Source organism: Prosthecobacter gellanilyticus (assembly GCF_007992435.1).
Taxonomy (GTDB): Bacteria; Verrucomicrobiota; Verrucomicrobiia; order Verrucomicrobiales; family Verrucomicrobiaceae; genus Prosthecobacter; species Prosthecobacter gellanilyticus.
Window position 1 is genome coordinate 165,319 of the sequence record NZ_BKAG01000011.1, and the last position, 19,525, is coordinate 184,843.

The 19,525-nt window shown below is 59.2% G+C and carries 18 protein-coding genes; 6 read left to right on the forward strand and 12 right to left on the reverse strand.

Annotated elements, in window-relative coordinates:
• Positions 1 to 20: 20 nt before the first annotated feature.
• The 9 genes from BGE01nite_RS10025 to BGE01nite_RS10065 form a co-directional block, all read right to left on the reverse strand.
• Positions 21 to 3,230 carry an efflux RND transporter permease subunit gene (locus tag BGE01nite_RS10025; protein WP_146850313.1) on the reverse strand — a complete coding sequence of 1,070 codons (3,210 nt, stop codon included), beginning with the start codon at positions 3,228 to 3,230 and terminating at the stop codon, positions 21 to 23.
• 184 nt (positions 3,231 to 3,414) lie between these two features.
• Positions 3,415 to 4,383, reverse strand: a complete 969-nt coding sequence (locus BGE01nite_RS10030; RefSeq protein ID WP_170266704.1) for a type II secretion system minor pseudopilin — start codon at positions 4,381 to 4,383, stop codon at positions 3,415 to 3,417.
• Positions 4,384 to 4,403: 20 nt separating this feature from the next.
• A complete protein-coding gene (locus BGE01nite_RS10035) occupies positions 4,404 to 5,294 on the reverse strand; it encodes a PulJ/GspJ family protein (RefSeq protein ID WP_170266705.1) in 891 nt (296 codons plus the stop codon).
• Positions 5,254 to 5,646 (reverse strand): type IV pilus modification PilV family protein, encoded by a 393-nt coding sequence (locus tag BGE01nite_RS10040; protein ID WP_170266706.1) that lies wholly within the window; start codon positions 5,644 to 5,646, stop codon positions 5,254 to 5,256. Before BGE01nite_RS10040 ends, BGE01nite_RS10035 begins: the two co-directional genes overlap by 41 nt.
• 44 nt (positions 5,647 to 5,690) lie before the next feature.
• Positions 5,691 to 6,344 (reverse strand): prepilin-type N-terminal cleavage/methylation domain-containing protein, encoded by a 654-nt coding sequence (locus tag BGE01nite_RS10045; protein ID WP_218032949.1) that lies wholly within the window; start codon positions 6,342 to 6,344, stop codon positions 5,691 to 5,693.
• 54 nt (positions 6,345 to 6,398) lie between these two features.
• Entirely contained in the window at positions 6,399 to 6,854 is a 456-nt protein-coding gene (gspG, locus tag BGE01nite_RS10050; protein WP_146850318.1) for a type II secretion system major pseudopilin GspG, read from the reverse strand.
• A 170-nt stretch (positions 6,855 to 7,024) separates the two neighbouring features.
• Positions 7,025 to 8,263 (reverse strand): type II secretion system F family protein, encoded by a 1,239-nt coding sequence (locus tag BGE01nite_RS10055; protein WP_146850319.1) that lies wholly within the window; start codon positions 8,261 to 8,263, stop codon positions 7,025 to 7,027.
• 49 nt (positions 8,264 to 8,312) lie between these two features.
• On the reverse strand, positions 8,313 to 8,705 hold the full coding sequence (locus BGE01nite_RS10060; protein WP_146850320.1) for a four helix bundle protein: 393 nt from the start codon (positions 8,703 to 8,705) through the stop codon (positions 8,313 to 8,315).
• Positions 8,706 to 8,780: 75 nt separating this feature from the next.
• Positions 8,781 to 10,475: a GspE/PulE family protein gene (locus BGE01nite_RS10065; RefSeq protein WP_146850321.1), complete on the reverse strand. Its 1,695-nt coding sequence runs from the start codon at positions 10,473 to 10,475 to the stop codon at positions 8,781 to 8,783.
• Between the two features lie 147 nt (positions 10,476 to 10,622).
• Here BGE01nite_RS10065 and folD point away from each other — a divergent pair, with 147 nt between their 5' ends.
• From folD to BGE01nite_RS10080, 3 genes are all read left to right on the forward strand, one after another.
• Positions 10,623 to 11,501, forward strand: coding sequence for a bifunctional methylenetetrahydrofolate dehydrogenase/methenyltetrahydrofolate cyclohydrolase FolD (folD, locus tag BGE01nite_RS10070; RefSeq protein ID WP_146850322.1), 879 nt, complete (start codon positions 10,623 to 10,625; stop codon positions 11,499 to 11,501).
• Between the two features lie 42 nt (positions 11,502 to 11,543).
• Complete coding sequence (locus tag BGE01nite_RS10075; RefSeq protein WP_170266708.1) at positions 11,544 to 12,005, forward strand: hypothetical protein; 462 nt, start codon at positions 11,544 to 11,546, stop codon at positions 12,003 to 12,005.
• 732 nt (positions 12,006 to 12,737) lie between these two features.
• Positions 12,738 to 13,250 (forward strand): YkgJ family cysteine cluster protein, encoded by a 513-nt coding sequence (locus BGE01nite_RS10080; RefSeq protein WP_146850324.1) that lies wholly within the window; start codon positions 12,738 to 12,740, stop codon positions 13,248 to 13,250.
• A gap of 187 nt (positions 13,251 to 13,437) precedes the next feature.
• Here BGE01nite_RS10080 and BGE01nite_RS10085 read toward each other — a convergent pair whose 3' ends face one another.
• Entirely contained in the window at positions 13,438 to 14,385 is a 948-nt protein-coding gene (locus tag BGE01nite_RS10085; RefSeq protein ID WP_146850325.1) for an amidohydrolase family protein, read from the reverse strand.
• Positions 14,386 to 14,479: 94 nt separating this feature from the next.
• Positions 14,480 to 15,364, reverse strand: a complete 885-nt coding sequence (locus BGE01nite_RS10090) for a DMT family transporter (protein WP_146850326.1) — start codon at positions 15,362 to 15,364, stop codon at positions 14,480 to 14,482.
• A gap of 71 nt (positions 15,365 to 15,435) precedes the next feature.
• Here BGE01nite_RS10090 and BGE01nite_RS10095 point away from each other — a divergent pair, with 71 nt between their 5' ends.
• Entirely contained in the window at positions 15,436 to 16,722 is a 1,287-nt protein-coding gene (locus BGE01nite_RS10095) for an SHD1 domain-containing protein (protein ID WP_170266709.1), read from the forward strand.
• A 6-nt stretch (positions 16,723 to 16,728) separates the two neighbouring features.
• Here BGE01nite_RS10095 and BGE01nite_RS10100 read toward each other — a convergent pair whose 3' ends face one another.
• On the reverse strand, positions 16,729 to 17,139 hold the full coding sequence (locus tag BGE01nite_RS10100) for a hypothetical protein (protein ID WP_146850328.1): 411 nt from the start codon (positions 17,137 to 17,139) through the stop codon (positions 16,729 to 16,731).
• Between the two features lie 94 nt (positions 17,140 to 17,233).
• On the opposite strand from BGE01nite_RS10100, the gene BGE01nite_RS10105 reads away from it, so the two are divergent.
• Entirely contained in the window at positions 17,234 to 18,310 is a 1,077-nt protein-coding gene (locus tag BGE01nite_RS10105; protein ID WP_146850329.1) for an alpha/beta hydrolase family protein, read from the forward strand.
• Positions 18,311 to 18,369: 59 nt separating this feature from the next.
• Positions 18,370 to 19,338 carry a hypothetical protein gene (locus BGE01nite_RS10110; protein WP_146850330.1) on the forward strand — a complete coding sequence of 323 codons (969 nt, stop codon included), beginning with the start codon at positions 18,370 to 18,372 and terminating at the stop codon, positions 19,336 to 19,338.
• The last annotated feature ends 187 nt before the right edge of the window (positions 19,339 to 19,525 follow it).

The following is a 19,525-nucleotide window of genomic DNA, read 5'->3' on the forward strand; positions in this document are numbered from 1 at the left end:
GCGTGAGCATGCTGGCGCGTTTACGCCGGGACGCTTGTCGTTGAGGAGTCTGGGAGCTTGGCCTCATCGCCTTTCCACAAGCGGCGCAGCACCTGGCCGATGTCATCCACCGCCAGATAGCAGAGCGGCACGAGGAAGAGGGTGATCACGGTGGCGAAGAGGCTGCCATATCCCATGGCCACGGAAACGGGGGTGAGGAACTGCGCGTGGGTGCTTTGCGCGCCGTTGCTAAACAGGAAGGGCACCATGCGCGCCAGCCAGGTGCCGTCAAAGATCAGCGGAACAAGCCCGAAGAAGGTGGTGATCTGGGTGAGGAAAATGGCCCGGAACCGGAGCACTCCGCCTCGCTGCACGGCCTCTCTCAGCGGCATGCCGCCAGCCTTCAGGTCATTGATTTCATCCACGAGCACGAGGGTGTCATTCACCACCACGCCGCAGACGCCGAGGATGCCGAAGAAGCTCATGATGCTGACCGGCAGGTTGTGAAACTGGTGGCCAATCACCGCGCCGACCACGCCAAACGGCACCACCAGCAGGACAATGAGCGGCTGGGTGTAACTCTTGAAGGGGATGGCCATGAGCCCATACATGGCGGCGATGACGAGCATGAAAGAGACGAACACTCTGCCCTGGCTCTCGCGCTGATAGCGGGCCTCCCCCTCAAAGCTCCAGCGAATATGGCCGGAGTCAGCCAGCAGCTCGTCCAGGAAGGTGGTGAGCTCTGCGCGCAGGGCTGCGATATCCACGCTGCCCTTGTCAGCATCAGCGGAGATGTTCAGTGCCCGGCGCCGGTCCACACGTTTGATGCTGGTGAAGCTCTTCACGACCTTGGCCTCAGCCACACGGCTGAAGGGCACCTCCAGGCCGTTCGCGGTCCTCACGCGCATGGTGTCCAGCGTGGCCAGATTCTGCCGGTTGGCTTTTGGCATGCGCAGCATGACCTTCACCTCATTCCGTCCGCGCTGGATGCGCTGCACCTCATCTCCATAGAATGACTGCCGCACCTGGCGGGCCAGGTCGGTCACGGTGATGCCAAACTGCTGGGCCTCGGCTTTCAGCTTGAGCTGGATCTCGTTTCTTCCCGAATCCAGCGAGTCATTGATGTCAAAGAGCGCGGGATAGGTGGAGAGCTTCTCCTTGATCTTCTCAGACACGCCGAGCAGCTCCTTGGGATCTGTGCCGGTGAGCTGGATGTCGATCGGGTCCCCACCGCGCATGATCTCGGCGCGGAAGGTCAGTTCCTCGGCTCCAACGATGTTGCCGATTCGTTGCCGCCATTCATTGGCCATCTCCACCGTGTTGGCATCGCGGCTGCGCTCCTCAGGACCAAAGGTCTCCATGGTGACCCCGCCCACATGGCTGCCAGTGCCGGACGGAGAGCCGCGGCCGGAGAGCGTGGTGCCGATGGTGGAGACCACATGCTTCACCACGCTGCGTCCATCAGGACCGACATACTCTTTCTGCATCTCCAGGGCGATCTGGTAGATGCGCTCGATGTGCTTTTCAGTGATCTCGACGGGAGTTCCGTCCAGCATGGTCAGGCGGCAGTCGATGCGCTCGCTGGGCACGCGTGGGAAGTAAGTGGTGGAGATGCGCCCGCTGGCATACAGACCACCGATCACGGCGAGCCCGCCAAACAGCAGGGCCAGCACGGTGTAGCAATTTTTGACACTGAGCCGGATGAGCGGCACATAGATGGTGCGCACGAACCACTGCAAAGCGCGGTCCGAGGTGCGGTGAATGGGCGCCAGGAGGTCACCAGCCCTGCCGAGGAATGGATGGGCGAGGTGGCTCGGCAGGATCAGCTTCGTCTCCATCAGCGCGATGAGCATCACCGTGATGAAGATGAGCGCGATGGGCTTGAACATCGAACCCCAGTCTGACGAGTCGATCGCCATCGGCAGGAAGGCGATGACGGTGGTCAGCACGCCAAAGGTGATCGGCACAGCCATGCGCCGGGTGCCAGCGATCGCGGCCTCCAGCGGAGTGAGCCCTTCGGTGGTGCGCAAGTGGTCACAGTGCTCGCTGATCACGATGGCATCATCCACCACGATGCCGAGCACCAGGATGAAGCCCATGAGTGATGACAGGTTGATGGAGATGTCCAAGTAAGGCATCAGCGCGATGGAGCCGAGGAAACTCATGACCATGCCCACACCGACCCAGATCACGGCCTCCATCCGGAGGAAAAGCCCCACACAGATGAAGACGAGCAGGAGGCAGCTCTGGGCGTTTTGCAGCAGCAGGTCGATGCGGCCCTTCACGATCTTCGAGCGGTCATTCCAGTAGTCCAGCCGCACACCACTAGGCAGCTTGCGGTTCATCTCAGAGATGTAGTCTTTCACCCGCTCACCGATGGTGATGGCGTTCTGCTTCCCCTCACGCATGACACTGATCATGACACAGCGGCGTCCGTTCAGGCGGGTGATCAGCGGATTCTCCGTGAAGCCGTCGAGGATCTTGGCAATCTCTCCGAGCGTGACCTTGCTGCCATCCGTGCGTGTGACCAGCGGGATGCGCGCGTAATCCTCACCGGTATACGCACGTCCGCGAGTGCGGAGCGAGACATCTCCCGCCTCCGTCTGCACCACGCCGGCAGGCATGTCGATGGCGTTGTCGCGGATGGACTTGCTGATGGACTCGAGCGTCAGGCCATATTTGCGCAGCTGGTCTTCTGAGATCTCGATGGCAATCTCTTCATTGCGGATGCCGGTGATGTCAGCGTGGGATATGCCAGGCAGGGAGGCCAGCTCATCCCGGGTCTGCTCACCCAGCCGCTTGAGATCGCGCTCAGCCATGTCGGCGCTGAGGATGACGGTGATGACGGAATGAAAGCTGTCATCGAGCTGGATCACGGGCTTCTCTGCCAGGCTGGGAAAATTCGGGATGGCATCCACGCGGATCTTCACGTCTTCCATGACGCGGCGCGGATCATCGTCCTCATTCACTTCGATGAAAACACTGCCACCGCTGCTGCCCGCAGTGCTGTTGACATGCTTGATGCCACCCACCTGCTGGATCGCCTCCTCAATCTTCAGCACGATTGTTTCTTCCGTCTCCTCAGGCGAGGAGGCAGGGTAGGGCACGTTCACCGAGATGAACCGTGAGGGCATGTCCTGGAAGACTTCCAGCGGGATCTTGTCCTGGTAAAGGGTCCACCCGCCTGCGACCATGATCGCCAGCATCAAGAGATTAGCGGCGACGTGATTGCGGGCAAACCAGGCGATCATGGGGTGATTAGAGAGGCGCGGGTGGTTCAGCGCCAAGCCTCAGCGTGCCGAGATGGCGGAGCCGGGCAAATGGCGAATGAGGAAATCAGTCCCCGCAGTGGAGCGGTGGGGCAGTGGAGTAGAGGGGCTTTAGATCTCAATACCAATACTCCACCACTCCATCGCCCCCGATGCCCGTGTTCTTCTACTCCTCAATACGCGCCAGATAGGTCAGTGACCGGTCTTCACCTCGCCGGGCCACCACGATGATCTGCTTCCGTTTCTCTCCCACATAGCCGGTGCTGGTGATGCGGCGCAGCGTGTCCTCACTCGTCAGGATGCTCTGCAGTTCGCGAGCGCGGTCTCCCGTCAGATTCAGCATGCGGTAAGCCTCGCTGTCGGAGATGCGCTGGTCGTCTTCTGTGCCCGGGATGCCGTCCGCGCCATCACGCTTGAGGATGAAGCTTTCCACGTCCTTCTCACCCGCACCCGTCACCGCGATCAGCGTTTCCTTGAAAGCCGTGCGGAGGTCGATCGTGCCATCTCCATAGACGCTGAAGAACTCGCGCCAGTCTGGCTTCAGGCGGTCCACCACGCCCATGCCGCGCACGAGCAGCATCTCATCCGTATGTGTGAAGCCGGTGTTGCGCGGCAGGTCGTTATAGCCCTGGCCTTCATAGTATTCCTGCTCAGCACCATTGGAGCGGCCGTCGTCATTGCGGTCCACCCAGTCGGCCAGGGATTCTGTGGCGATGCTGGCCTCGTCACCGTTCAGCCCCCAGCGCATGAAGAGATCATAGATGGCCTGGCGCAGACGGTCGTCAGTGACCAGGTTGATCGGGATGCGCGCACCTTCGTAGTTGATGACCACATCGAATCCGCTGTCTGTGCCGATCTTCTGTTTCAGCGCCTTGTCACCACGGCGAATGTCCGGATGCAGCCCCACCGCGAGCCCGCTTTCCGCCAGATGCAGCGCGCGAAAATCTGCCGCATCAATGATGGCCTCCGAGGCACTGAAACTGAGATACTGGGAAAGTCCCATGACCACCATGGACATGAGCAACAGCGCCCAGATCATGAGCATGAGGGCGGAGCCTCGTGAAGACGGCTGATGAGCCGCCTTCCGCATGAGCAAGCGGCTGGTGTGACGGGTCATGGAGGAATGAGTTTTCATGATGTCCATGGTGAGCAGCCTCATTGATTGGGCCGGGGCGGGTTAGGGGTTTGCGGCTGATCCGGTGGCCTTGGTGTATTGGGGGTGCCCCCTTGATTGCCCCGGCCTCCACCACCACCTCCTCCTCCGCCACCGCCCTGATTGCTATTATTGTTAGACGATGAGGTGCTGGTGCTTGAGGTGCCGTTTCCAGCCACCAGCACCAGGGTCGGCACGCTGTAGGCCATGGTGACCGGGGTGGTGCGGTCCTTCATGACGAGCTCAATCTTGATCAGGTCAGGCCAGTTGCTCTCCGACCATTCCTCGACCCAGGTGTCATCCGCCTCTTTGTAAAAGAGCCACTTCAGTGACACCACGTTCGGCAGGAGTGGCATCCAATAGCGGCCCTGCTCATCAGGCGCGGAGAGCCCCGTCGTCTCCTGGCGCAAGGCCATGCCGTTTTCATCCGTCTGCGGAATGAGATCCTCCCGCGAGAGGCAGAGGTAATTCATCACCGCGCCGTTCTGATCGGTGGCTCCGCTCGGATCAGGGCGCAGGCCCAGGATGGTGTCCTTGTAGGAGAGGGGATTGAAGCCGAACCCAAAGCTGTGAGGCGCTCCAGCGATGGTGAGTTCCTGCGCGGAGCTGCCCGGGGAGTTGGGATCCAGCAGCGTGAGCGTCAGCGTGGCCGTGCTCGGCATGGTGGTGAAGGTCTTGCGGCAGATGTCCAGCAGGCGGTTGATGGAGTCGTTCTCGCGCTGGATCACCTCGATCTGCGCCGCTCCCTTCACGCTGCCCTGAATCAGCGCGAACAACGTGCCCGTGATCATGCCCAGGATCGTCATGGCGATGACGATCTCCATCAAAGTGAAGCCGGGCCGGAGTGACCGGTTACCTTCTTCTCTGTTGTTGCTGCTGGGGTTTGTAAACATAGACGTCCACAGATTCATCTCTCGCCTCATTGCCGACCGTGTAGGTGGCGATGACGCGAAGGTTGTACATGTCACTCACAGGATTGCCGTTGGTCATGTTGAGAGTCACGGGTTCCACAGTGCTGTTATAAGTCACTCCCGTGGCCGTGTCGGCCTCGGTCCAGACCATTTCGGTGAGAGGCTTGCGCTTCAGCACCTCCACGGCCGTGCGCAGATGCCGGCGGATGTTCTGCTCCAGGTTCAGGATGTTCGCCACCTCCATGGAGGCGTTCAAAGTCTGCGCGAGCCCGAGCACACCGATCGAAAAGATGGTTAGGGCAATGATGAGCTCAAAGAGGATGTAGCCACGCATGGCGCCTCTTCCCGCGCTCCGGAGCAGATGTCGTGTGTTCGTTTTCATCGCTGGTCCACGATCTCCCTGGTGATGTCAGCGGTGAGGGCATTGAACTCGATGTCAAAGGTCGCGCTCTGCCGCTCGAGGCGCAGTTTCAGAGGCACGCAGATGCCCGTGGGCTGGAAGACCCAGAGCTTGACGATGTCACCGCCCATGAGTGTCTCCTGCACCTCGTTCCAGAACTTCAAAGTGTACTGCGTGTCAGTGGGCAGCTCGTAGTGTTCCTCCCAGTTGTTGTCCAGTTTTGGTGCCGTGGGCGCGAGCGGTAGATCGCTCTTCTTCTGTTCGCCAGCACCCGCATCCAGGTCGCTGTCGTCATCGTCCTGATTGGGATTGAGGCGGAACTCCCCCGTCTCCGCGCGCTCGAGAAATTCATTCAGCTCTGCGAGCTGGAGATAGGGACTGAAGTAGCGTGAGGCCACAAAACCGTGCTCGTGAAAAGCGATCTGATAAGGCCGCTTTTCACGCATGGCCCGGATGCGGGCCTCCTTCGCCAGCCTAACCAGTTCAATGACTGGTTTGCGTGCGATCTGCTCATCCCGCCAGCCTTTGAACATCGGCACCGCCGCAGCGGCGATGACGATGATGATCGTCAGGGAGATGACGATCTCCACCAAAGTAAATCCTGATCCCCGATTCCAAACAGAGGTCCGCAAGTGCAAGTGCGGTCTCGGTTTGAAGGATCTGGAATCAGGATTCATATTCAGACATCACTTCGCCGCAGTATTCTGCGGCCAGTTGCCCAGGTCGTCCTCAGTGCCGTCAGCACCGTCTTTGCCGACGGAGTAGACGTCATAAGGCTTCTTGGACTTCTGGGCTGGGTAACGATACTTGTACTCCATGCCCCAGGGGTCCTTCGGCACGGCTTCCAGGAGTTGGATCCACTTCTCAGGCCGAGGCTCGGTGTTCGGCTGTTCCACCAGTGCCTTTAGACCCTGCTCCGTGGTAGGGGCGCGCATATTCCGGGCCTCATAGAGTTGAAGCTGGGTCATGATGTTCGAGAGGTCGCTATCCACGCGGCTTTCCTTGGCCACATCCACGTTGCCCTTCAGCATGTAGATGGAACCAGCCGCGAGGATGGAGATGATGGTGAGCACGATGACGATTTCGATCAGGGTGAAACCGGCTCGGGCCAGACGACGTGAGGTGGGGAGGTTTGGGGTCATGAGTTATTGGGACACAAGATTCTGACGGAATTGGGAGGCGATGAAAAGGCGGAAGTTTTTGCCACTGATGGCCACTAATAGGCACTAATGTCCCAAACCGCAGAGGTCCGGGTTGGGTTTCAGGAAATAAGTGCTCATCAGTGTCTATTAGTGGTAAAAAATGCTGGAGCTTACACCCGGCCACGGATGCCGTTCACAGAAGAGAATACGGCGGAGATGATGGAATAGGCCACAACGCCGACGATGACGGCCATGAAAAGGATGATGATCGGAGAAATCATGGCGGTCATGCGCTTGATGCGCTTATCCAGCTCCTTGTCATAACGCGTGGCGGCCTTTTCCAGGGACTTGCTCAGCGCGCCGGTCTGCTCACCCACGGCGATCATGTCCACCAGCATCATGGGGAAATGGCTGACCTTCTTCAGGGAAGAGGACAGCGAGCTGCCCTCCGCGACCAGGCCCGTCACCCTGGCCAGCAGGGACTGGATGAAGACATTCGCGGAGATCTTGGAAACTAGGCGGATGCTATTCAGCAAAGGCACTCCATGACCCACCAGGCTGCCCATGCTGTGGGCAAACTGAGCGTAGAAGCGTGTGGCCAGTACCGGGCCGAAAAGCGGCAGATTGATCTTGGTCTGATGCCACCACATGAGACCTTTGGGCGTGGCGATGTAGGCCTTGAAGCTCAGGGAGACGATGACGATCACCGCCAGCATGGCCCACCACCACTTCATAAAGAAGGTGTTGAAGGTGATCAGCATCTGCGTGGCCATCGGCAGTTGCTGGTTGTTCTTGTCCAGCAAGTCCGTGATCTGCGGCACCATGACCGTCATGAAGACGATCATGAGCACAATACAAGCTCCCACCAGGAAAGCGGGATAGATCATGGCCTGCGTGACCTTCGACTGCAGTTCCGCGATCACCGTCAGGTTCTGCGCGAGACGACGCAAAATGGGCGCGAGCGATCCACTGACCTCACCCGCAGCCACAAGATTGCAGTAAAGCTCATCGAAGCTCGGCGAAGCCTTCTTCAGCGCCTTGGCCACCGTGGAGCCCTCGCGGAGTTGATCACGAAGGATGTTTGAGACCTTCTTCAGCGCCGGATCTTCCTGACGCTCCGTGATCACACGCAGCGCCTGGTCGATCTGCAAACCGCCATCCAGCATGTCCGCCAGCTCTTCCGTGAACAGGATGACCTGGCTGCGCTTGAGCTTGGTGGGAGTGTTGTCCTCGGCCTTCGCCGCCGCACTACTGGCAGCTTTCGCGGACTTCGACTCCTCCGCTACTTTCACCGGTGTCAGGGACTGCGATTCCAGTTTCCGATAAGCCTCGGCCCGTGATCCCACGGCAAGGCTGCCGGACACAGTCTGGCCGGAAGTATTCAGGGCGGTGTAAGCGAAGTTGGGCACAGAAGAGGGTGAGCGGTAAACGGTGAACGGTAGGCGGTCTTAGAGTGGGTCAATAGCAGAACGCGCGGTGATTGGCGATCATTCGGCCGAGCATGGCTCCCACAGAGCCGAGCTGGTTCAAAAGGTTCTGGTATTGCTCTTCGGTGATGTATTCACAAGCAATGGCAGTATCAATCCAGTGAGTGCTTTCCTGCAACTCGCCGTCAGCATCGGTCAGTTTGCTTCGAAAGTGAGCTTCATAGGACCTCTTCGACCAGGCTTCAGCAATGTTGGCTCCAATGGATCGCGAACTCCGGCGAACCTGATCTGTCAGTGAATACATCTCTTCCTTGGGAAACCTCTTGGAGACTTGGAAGATGGCCTGCTGAAACTGAAAAGCTGCTTTGTAGACTTCGAGATCGCGATAGCTCTGAACAATCGGATTTTTGCGCTCTGGGTTCATAGGATGATCTTTGTCTGGAACTGCTTCAACCGTCTACTGCTGACTGCCCACCGCCTACTGCTTACCGTCCACCGGTTACTCACTCGCGGCGGTCACTGTCATGACCTCTTCGAGAGTCGTGATGCCTTCAGAGGCCTTGCGGAAGCCGTATTGGCGCATGGGGACCATGCCATCCTTCAGCGCTTGGGCCTTCAATTCCATGACGGTCGCACGCAGGTTGATCTTCTCCTGCAGGTGCTCGGTCATCATGCAGATTTCCATGATGGCGAGACGGCCAGTGAAGCCGGTGTTTCGGCAGGAGCGGCAGCCCACAGGACGGAAGAGTTTGGATTTCCACTCGATCGGGAAGCCGATGGCCTTCAGATAGCTTTCCTCGTGCTGGGAAGGCTCCTTGCAATGTGGGCAGAGCGTGCGGACGAGGCGCTGGGCCTGGAAGGCACGGACCGAGGAAGAGACCATGAAGGGCTCGATGCCCATATCCAGCAGACGGGAGATGCCGCCGACGGCATCATTCGTGTGCAGCGTGGAGAGCACCAAGTGACCGGTCAACGCACCGCGAATGGCGATCTCGACCGTCTCCTGGTCACGCATTTCCCCGACCATGATGACGTTCGGGTCACCGCGGAGAATGGAGCGCAGGCCAGCGGCAAAGGTGAGATCGATTTCCGGCTTCACGGCGATCTGGATGATGCCATCGAGCTTGTTTTCGACCGGGTCTTCGATGGTGACGATGCGGCGCTCCTTGGTGTTGAGCTCCTTGAGCAGCGTGTAGAGCGTGGTGCTCTTACCGGAACCGGTGGGACCGGTGATGAGGATGATGCCGTTTGGCGCGGCGATGAGCTTGCGGAACTTCGCCTCAGTATCGGGATCGAGACCGATGGCACCCATGTCGAATTTTTTGCGGGTCAGCAAACGCAAAGCCACGGACTCGCCATTCACGCTGGGGATGGTGGCCACACGAACGTCGATCGGCTCGCCATCCAGCTCGAGGTTGATACGACCATCCTGCGGCAGTCGGCGCTCGGCGATGTCCAGATGCGCCATGATCTTCAGACGCGAGATCAGCGAGGCCTGCAGCAGGCGCATGTTTGGCGGCACCGGCACCTCGATGAGCTTGCCATCCACGCGATAGCGGATGCGCAGATCGCGCTCCAGCGGCTCCACGTGGATGTCCGTGGCGCGTTCCTTCAGACCTTCGCGGAAGACCTGGTTCACAAAGTTCATCACTGTGGCCTCTTCATCGGCCTCATCCAGGATGGTGGTCTCCTGCTTCATGTCGTCGTCCTCCTGCTGGCCTTCGCGGCCCTCCAGCAGTTCTTCGAAGTTCTCAGCGCCCACACCATAGCCCTGATGCAGCGCTTCCAAAATGCGATGACGGCTGGCGACCTTCCAGCGCACCCGCTTGCGGAGTTCCTGGCCCACGGCCTGACGGGCACCCAGGTCAAAAGGATTGTAGGTCAGCAGCGTGGCCTCCACGGCGCTCACATGCTCCGGGTAGATGCGGTGGCGCAGCGCCAGCTTGGCCGGGAAACGATTGTGCAGGCCCTCCTGCGGCTCGCCGTCCTCCTTCGCGTAGGGCATGCGCAGGGCGTCTGCCAGCTGGGAGAAAAAGCTCTCCTCATCCACCACATTCGCGTCCAGCACCGCCTCGATCAGCGGCTGGCGCTTGTCCGTGGCATCATCCAGGGCATGCCGGAGCTTCGTTTGGTCACGGCAGCCGGCGTTTTGGGCGGCGGAAAGGAGGACGTCAGGAAGCGAGGTGGAAGTCATGCAGATGGGGGCGGCTTTAGAACGCCGGAGACAGGGCGGAGTTGCGCCTAAGTTGGAATGTTTTTCCCCTGGGAAAAGCCCAGGCGGGAGCAAGAGACAGGGAACTTGCTTGCGGACACCCGCATCCGCGCTCCTTTCCACCGCCTCATGACCCTCATTTCTGGAACCGCCGTCGCTGAAAAAGTCCTCGAAGAATGCCGCCGTGACATCGCCGAACTGGCGAAGCTCGGCAAGAAGCCCGGCTTGGCCGTGGTCCTGGTCGGGGATGACCCCGCCTCCCGCGCCTACGTCCGCTCCAAGGACAAGAAATGCCGTGATCTGGGCCTGCACTCCGTGAAGCTGGAACTCCCGGCCGAAACGACCCAGGAAGAGCTCCTCGCCCATGTCGAGACTCTGAACCGCGACCCGGCCATCCACGGCATCCTCGTCCAGAGCCCGCCGCCCAAGCATATCGACGAAGCGGCCATCGTCCGCGCCATCGACCCCGCCAAGGACGTCGACGGCTTCCACCCCATCAACGTGGCCAAGCTGGCCCTGGAAGACTCCTCCGGCTTCGTGCCCTGCACCCCCCTGGGCTGCCAGAGGCTCCTCGTCGATGCTGGCATCGAAACCAAGGGCGCGAATGTGGTCGTCGTGGGCCGCAGCATGATCGTCGGCAAGCCGATGGCGCTCCTCCTCATGGCCAAAGGCGTGGGTGGTGATGCCACCGTGACGGTCGCGCACTCCCGCACCAAGGATCTCCCCGCCATCTGCCGTCAGGCGGACATCATCGTCGCCGCCATCGGCCGTCCCGAATTCATCAAGGCCGAGCACGTCAAGGAAGGTGCCGTCGTGATCGATGTCGGCATCAACCGCGTCGAAGCCCCCGGCACCGAGAAAGGCTACAAGCTCGTCGGCGACGTTGCCTTTGCCGAAGTCGCCCCCAAGTGCCGCGCCATCACCCCCGTCCCCGGCGGCGTCGGCCCCATGACCATCGCCATGCTCATGGCGAACACGATCAAGGCCTGCCAGCAGGCGGGAGCCTAACTAATAGTCAGTCATCTAAACCGTCAGGCTGCTTTTGTGCCCGTGAAGAAGGCCACACTCATAACTGCGGTTGCCTTGGCTGCTCTCGTCGTTTTGCTGCTGCTTGTCAGAACTGCAATCACGACTCCGACGACATGGCAGGCATTGGAGGAACGGTTGCCGGGCGCAGTTCAGGCTGCAGGCTTTCGCACGCTTGCGGTGCAGTCCGAATCAAGCGACCTAGTTTGCCTGCCGTTGAGTTTGCGCGTTCGGCAGTGGTTTCGGCCTGAGTCACGTCCACCGCTCATCACGGGATTCCCAGATTCTGTGCAGGACTACACGATGGAGTCGGTTCGCAGCAGCGCACGGTTACATTGCTTGGTGCGTTATTCATCAGGCAACGTCGCACTCATTGTTCTATCTTTTTCTTCCTCCGCGAGGCAGGACGCGATTGCTCTTCAAGAGGCATTGCGCCGCGTGTTTCCGAAGGACACAATCGTCTTGAATGAAGCAACTGACGCTTAATCCTGCGCTTCAGCGAAACCGGGTGGAATGCCTGGCTTCTTGCTTCGAAGTGTTCCTTCATCTAATCTGTTAGGCCAACCAATATTGCTATCCGTGATGCCAGCTGAGCCCAAGTCAATCCCCGGAGCGTTTCAATATGGCGGCTACTGGTTTCTGACGAAGCACTCACTAGCGCAAGTGCCAGGGTTAGCATCTTGTCCCCCTTTTGATTTTCTTCAATTTGCTCGCTGTGATTCACGTCTTCCCGATCTCTCAGGAGCGCCGGTGGCATCATGGCTGCTGGCGAGAGTTTGTTCCATGACTCGGGGCCGGATGCCTTACACTTATGACTTCGTCGAGGGGTCTGACGGGAACGACCTCTACCTCGGATTTACCTGTCACTCGAATGACGGTGGGTTTCTTGGCGAGGTCAGTTTCTTGGCTTCGGCTGAGCATATCACCCTTAATGCGAGTGCTGTCCCGCCTGTGAGCGCAGAGAGCCTCCGAGATGCCATCAGGAAGGCTGTCCTGGCCAGTCCGCATCGAGTGGCTCGTTCAAGAGTGACGGTGACTTGGACTTCTGGCGAGATTGATGAGGCACGAAATAGCGTCCCGCGAGCATATGGATTTGACGGAGATCGTTATCTTGATGAGCTGGCACCAGAGCATACCATTGATTGGAGCGAGTATGACTAGACGACTCATTCGCAAACCTTCCGCGCTGTTGCCCTGCCAACCCAAAAATAGACTAGCATGACGGAGGCCGACACATCCGCCAACCGAGAGGATGATCTTCGTGATGCCGCCAGCCGTCTCTGCACGGCCTGCGGCATGTGCTGCAATGGGGTGCTGTTTGAGATCGTGCGTCTGCAACCACAGGATGACATGCGCGGCCTGGAGCGCCTGGGCATGGAGATCTACCGCAAGAAGAAGGAACCCTACTTCAAACAGCCCTGCCGGTTTCTGGAGGGCTGCACCTGCACCATCTATGCCCAGCGTCCCACGCGCTGCCGGCATTTCGAATGCCGGCAGCTTAAGCTCCTGGCGGCTGAAGAGATCACCGAAAGCGATGCCATGGCCAAGATCACGGAGGTTCAAACTTTGGTAGCCAAGGTTCATGCGAACCTCATGGAGCTCGGTGACGAAGCTGAACAAGACTCTCTGGATGAACGCACGCGGCGTGTGCTGGAGCACCATCCAGATGCTGCTCTGGAAGAGGATCTGAGAGTCCTGAAGCTGCTGCTGAACCGCGAGTTCCGGGTTTGAGTAAAGTAGCCATCTCTCTCCGAGAGATGAGCTGAGGAGACGGAATGCATGATGCAGTCTCGAGTTTCCCCACGCCCGGTAAACCTGTGCATCGGGGCCTTCTGCCTTGAACCACTGAGTGGTTCACCAAACCTAGATCCACCCTCATGCATGAACTTATGGTTAAGATTCAGGATCTCGCCCCACCCTATCCCAGCCGAAACACCTTCTGCGAGTTCTCCCACAGGATCTTCCGTTCGACCTTCTTGTTAGGTGAAAGCTTCCGGATGGCCGCGATGGTCTGCGCGCCCTGGCAGCCTGGACCACGGCCAAAATGATCCGCGCAGTCGCTGCCATACAGGATCTTGTCCTGATGCCGGTCAAAGAAGCCTGTCGTATGCTCTTCATCGCGAGTCAGCGCCAGCAGGCCTGATCCGGCGGACATGTCCGCATACATGTTCGGGTAGTCGGCGAGGTAGCGATCTGTGATGCCGCCGGGAGTGACCTTGGAACCCGCCTTGGGGTAGAAAACCTTTTGCTCGTGAGCCTTGTCGATGTTGCCCCAGAAAGTCTGCGCGTGGCCGATGAAGATCGTCTTCGGATACTTCGCCAGCATGGTGTGAAAGCGCTCGTAGCCGCGATTGTAGGTGTTGAACTGGAAGTGCAGCAGGATGGGCACATTGTAGGCCCCGGCCAGTTCGTAGAGCTTCTGGCTGTGAGCGGAGTCGCACTCCACATCGAACTTCTGCTCGCCGATGATGCAGGCTCCGAGCTTCAGCCATTTCTCGATCTCCGCAGGCGCTGAATCCAGATCCGTCACCTCATTCGCGCCCCAGAGATAGGCCTGCGGATTCTCCTTCGCGATCTTCATGCACGACTCATTGCTGTAACAGCGCGCCGCCAGACCATTGGACTTGCCCTTGTGAGTCGACTCGCGATCCACTGGAGTGCCCGCCGGCAGCAGAATGGACCGCGTTACGCCCATGGCCTGCTGATGCGCGATGAGATGCTCATCACTGCGATCATGATAGTGCGTGTGCTGATGGATATCAAAAATCGGCTCTGCGGCCGTCTCAGGAGTCGTCTGGCCAAACACAGAAACAGCCGCGCTGGAGATCGCTGTGGTCAGAAAGGAGCGCCGGGTAGGAGAAGTCATGCCCAAACCAACGTCCTCAAAACACGCACTTCCTCACCAAGAGTGACCAAATTCAGCACACGAATGCTCTGCTGCCTCCACTCTGATTTCGTCATTAGGGCTTCGTCATTCGGGCTTTCTGCCCATCCACCCACCTTTCCAGCCATGGCACCAGGACCACGCTCCCAATGATGATCGCCGCCCCAATGTAGAAGCCCGTGCTCATATACTCTGACTGCCCAAAGATGAGCGCTGCGAGAGCGATGCCATAGATGGGCTCCAGATTGTAGATCACATTCACCGTGAACATGGACAGGCGCTTCAGCACATCCATGTAACCCGCATAGGCCCAGACCGTGCAGATGGAGGCAAAGAGGAACAGCCAGAGCAGGTCATCCACACCCGGCACTGTGACATGCCCATGCTCAAGCCCCAGCCAGCCAATTATCGAAACCACACAAGCGCCGCTCATCTGATACGTGCCCATCACCGCATAGTGGCAGCGGGCCACGAGCTGCTTGCTGATGACCGCAAACAAGGCCGCCAGAAACGCGGCCCCGAGCGCCACGCTGAAGCCTAACCAATAACGAAACTCCACCTCATAGATCAGCCACACCGCGCCGACGATCACCAGACCAACCACCAGTTCCAGAGGCCGCCAGCGGCGAGTCTTGTTGATCCAGGGTTCGACGAGCGAGCACCAGAGCATCCCCGTCGGCATTGCTGCCAGGCAGACGGAGGCGGTCGAAAGCCTCGCCGAGATGAAAAACAAAATCCAGTGCAGGCCGAGCAAGCCACCCAGCAGGATCATCCTCGAACGCTCGCCCTTGGACATCGCCAGACTCTGCCCCTGCCACCGCGCCACCAGCGTGAATCCCACCGCCGCCAGCGCCGTCCTCCACACCAGCATCTCAATCGGCGGCATGTCGATCAGCTTCCCCAAAATCGCCGTGAAGCCCCACGCCACGATGACGAGGTGGAGTTTCAGATAGTCGCGCATGGCAGGGGTTGGGAGCCTGACGGATGTTTTGCCTTGTCAGGAATGAGCTGTGCCTATTAGCCTGCACGAACATGACTGCAACCGCCACTCGTCTGCTGTTAGCTGCCCTCGTTTTTCCCGCACTGTTCGTCCAGGCCCAGCAGGATGCTTTTCGTGTCTGGAAAAGCACGGATGGGAAGACCGTGGAAGCTGCCTTTCTCGGGGTGGAAGGTGCCAGCGTGAAGATCAAGGGGCGAAACGGAGCCATCTTTTCCGTGCCGCTGGAACGGCTCTCGGCGGATGATCAGACCTGGGCCAAGGCGCAGGCTGCCAGTGCACCAGCAGCAGCTCCCACAGGCGCGGCAGGCAACTCGGAGTCACCCGCTGCTGATGCGGCCTGGCCCAAGAGTCTATCCATCGCGGACAAGCCTCAGGTCACCGTGGTCATGGAGGACGAGAAGGCGAAAAAGTTCGTCTATCGTTCGCCGCATTATGAGTTCGAATGCGACTCCAAGTTAGGCGCGAACGTGGTTCGTGAATTCGGGCGCATGTTTGAGGCCACCTATCTTCTGAACTGCAAGCTGCCGCTGGACCTGAGGCCCAAGCCGGAGCCGCTGCGGGAGTTCTTCCTGGCCAAGCTCTACACGAATCAGGAAGACTATCTGAAAGAGGGTGGCATGCCTGGATCCGCCGGGGTTTATCAGCGTGGGCAGAAAGCGCTTTCGGTGCCGCTCAAGAGCCTGGGCGTGAAGATGGTCGGCAGCCGGGTCAGCATTGACCAGGCGGATGACGACGCCAATGCGACGCTCATCCATGAGATCACCCACCAGATGATGAATCACTGGCTGGCGAAGCTGCCCACATGGTTCATCGAGGGCAGTGCCGACTACACCACGCTGCCCGAGTATTTTCCCACGGGAAGGTTTGCCTGGACGGGCCTGCGGAAGAGGCTTGAGGGCTACGCCCTCCAAAAGAACCGGTTTGAGCAGGGTGCCTTTAAGATGCTGGATATCCAGGAACTGATGGAGATCAAAGGCGGTGCCTGGGCCGCTGCGCTGACTCTGAAAGTGAAGGCTCCCAATGTGGTCGGAGGCGAGGCCAGCCAGTCCAGCCAGAACTATGGTTCAGCAGCTCTGCTGACCTACTTCTTCTATCACCATGACGACAAGGGTGACGCGGCTCATGTCATTGCCTGGCTGCGAGAACTCGAGACGGCGGAGCGTGGTTTTGATGCCAAGGCGCTGATTGAGAAACACCTCATGCGCGGCCGCAGCTACGCCCAGCTCGCCGATGAAGTGAAGAAGGGCCTGAACAAAGCTGGCATCGATGTGGAGTTTGATCCTCCGGGCAAGAATCCAGCGACATCAGACTCGAACTGAGACAGCTCAAATCTCCTCCGGATCATAGTCCGCATGAATCTGCGGTATATCCACACTCATCACGCCGGTCTGCAGATCATAAGAGAAATAGTAGCGGCCTCTCACCCGGTCCGTGTAGTGCTGGTCTGAGCAGCCGATGTTCGTCTCCTCCGTGAAGGCATACGCGAAGCTGCCACGCAGTTGGTTGGGCGCTGGCCGTTCGTAGCGGAGATCAGAGCATTCAGTTTTCTCATCAGTCTTGGGGCCGCCGTTCGTGCAGACCGCTTCAAAGGGGAGTTCCCAGATCTTGTCGTTGATGGCTGTGAGGAGATGGCCGGGCAGGGAGTCATTGTTCGCAGGTTCAGCACCGGCTGGCAGGGTGAGATGGATGACACGAGTGGCGGATGGCATGGCGGGAACGGGAAACCGGGTGATCATGACATGAACTCAATCCGCCGGGCTTCAAATGCATTTCGGCTGGAAGGTGAAGGTCGTCTGTAGGATTGCGGCGGGGCCATGACGTATTTCTCAGATGCGCTCCATCCTTCTTGCCGCCGGTTTGCTGCCTCTCTGTCTCATGGCTGCGGACATCCCGCCGATTCGTGGATTGAGCCGGACCGATCTGCTGCAGGTGCGGGATGAGCAGGGACAGCTGAAGAAGGCCGCCACGCCTGAAGAATGGGAGGCTCGCCGAAAGGAGGCGAAGGAGGCTTTTGAGGCCGTCTCAGGACCGCTGCCAGGAGATGACAAGCGCTGTCCCCTGGACGTGAAGGTGAAGGAAGAGGTGGACTGCGGTTCTTACATCCGGCGGTTGATCACCTATCAATCCAGTCCGGGTGGGCGTGTGCCGGCCTACCTATGTTTGCCGAAAGCTGTGCTGGCGGGGAAGAAGCCGGCGCCGGCGGTGCTGTGTTTGCATCCCACGGAAAACAAGATCGGTCACAAGGTGGTCGTCGGCCTCGGGGGAAAAGAGAACCGTCAATATGCCTCCGAGCTGGCGGAGCGGGGATACATCACCCTGGCACCCAGCTATCCTTTGCTGGCGCAGTATCAGCCAGATCTCAAAGCTCTAGGCTTCGGCAGTGGCACCATGAAAGCCATCTGGGACAACATTCGCGGGCTGGATCTTTTGGAGTCGATGCCGGAGGTGAGAAAGGAGGCGGGCTTTGCCACCATCGGCCATTCGTTAGGCGGACATAACAGCATCTTCACGGCCACCTTTGACACGCGGCTGAAGGTGATTGTGACCAGCTGCGGGTTTGATTCAGTGCTCGACTACTACGGCGGCAACATCAAAGGCTGGGTGCAGGAGCGCTACATGCTGAAGATGGGAGACTACCTGGGGCATCCGCAAGACGTGCCCTTTGACTATTATGAACTCATCGCGGCACTGGCTCCCCGGCGAGTCTTCATCAATGCACCGCTGCGGGACAAGAACTTCAAGTGGGACAGCGTGGACCGTGTCGTCGCGGCAGCGAAGCCCGTGTTCAGCCTCTTTGGCGCGCCGGACGGCATCACCGTGCGGCATCCGGACAGCGAGCATGACTTTCCTGACCAGGAGAGGTTTGAGGCCTATCAAGTCATCGAGCAGGTGTTGGGCAAGCCGTGAATCATCTTTGAGGATGCTCACCAGGGAATAAGAACACCTCTCGGCTCTCTCAAGCCTTGATGAAGCACATTCTCTCCCGCCGCCATCTTCTTCACAACGCTTCTGCATTATTGGTTGGCGGAGCCTGCTCGCCCTTGTGGGGAGAAACGTCACTGCCGCTGGGGCCGAATGCAGATCTTGGGGGCCGCTTGCTGCTGCCTTCGGAAGATGAATGGAACCGTGATGTGTCGAGTGATGAGGTGGATCCGAGAAGTGAGGCCATCATTGCCAGCATCGGCGCGGACAAGCCGCTGCATGAAGACTTCGGCCTGATCTGGAAAGGCGCGCCGGGCGGCATTCCCTACTATGTGGTGAAGGGTGACCAACCGCGTGTCCCCGTGACCTTTCGCTATGCTGATGAGAGTGATCCGGGGCCCTATCCCATCCCGCCGGATGCATGGATCGAAGGTGGTCCGCAGGCCGAGGGCGACCGTCACGTGCTCGTGCTGGATCGTGATGCCATGAAGCTCTACGAGCTCTTTCATGCTTTCCCAGTCAATGGCGGCAAATCTTGGAAAGCGTCCAGCGGAGCCATCTTTGATCTCAAAAATCCCAAGCCACGCCCTGCGGGCTGGACCAGTGCGGATGCGGCTGGATTGCCCATTCTACCAGGGTTGGCGCGCTATGATGAGATCTGCGGGGCAGGGGTCCTGCGTCATGCCTTGCGGTTCACGGTCAGGAAATCTCGTCATGGTTATGTGTCACCAGCCTCACACTTTGCCAGCCCTCACATGGAGGAAAATCTGCCGCCCATGGGCATGCGCGTGCGGCTGAAGGCCAGTTTTGACACCACCCCCTTCCAAGGCCCGGCCAAGGTGATCTTGGAAGGCTTGAAGAAGCACGGGCTCATTCTCGCAGACAACGGCGGTGACTGGTACATCAGCGGTGCTCCCGATGACCGCTGGGTGCATGAGTCACTGCTGCCGATCCGCCGGGTGAAGGGAAGGGATCTGGAGGTCGTGAAGATGGGCGAGCTCGTGACTCGGTGAGATTGGTGAACACTCACGAACGCTGAAGTCCGCATGACTGACGGAGCGCGGACTTCAGTCCGCAGCGGATCATTCGCTATCGTAGGTGCCCTGTGACTGGCGATGTCTTCAAGACGAAGACGTGGGTTCGAAGAATATGAGCACGGATGAAGAGATCACTCGGGCGTTCAACCTGCTGCGGACTTCA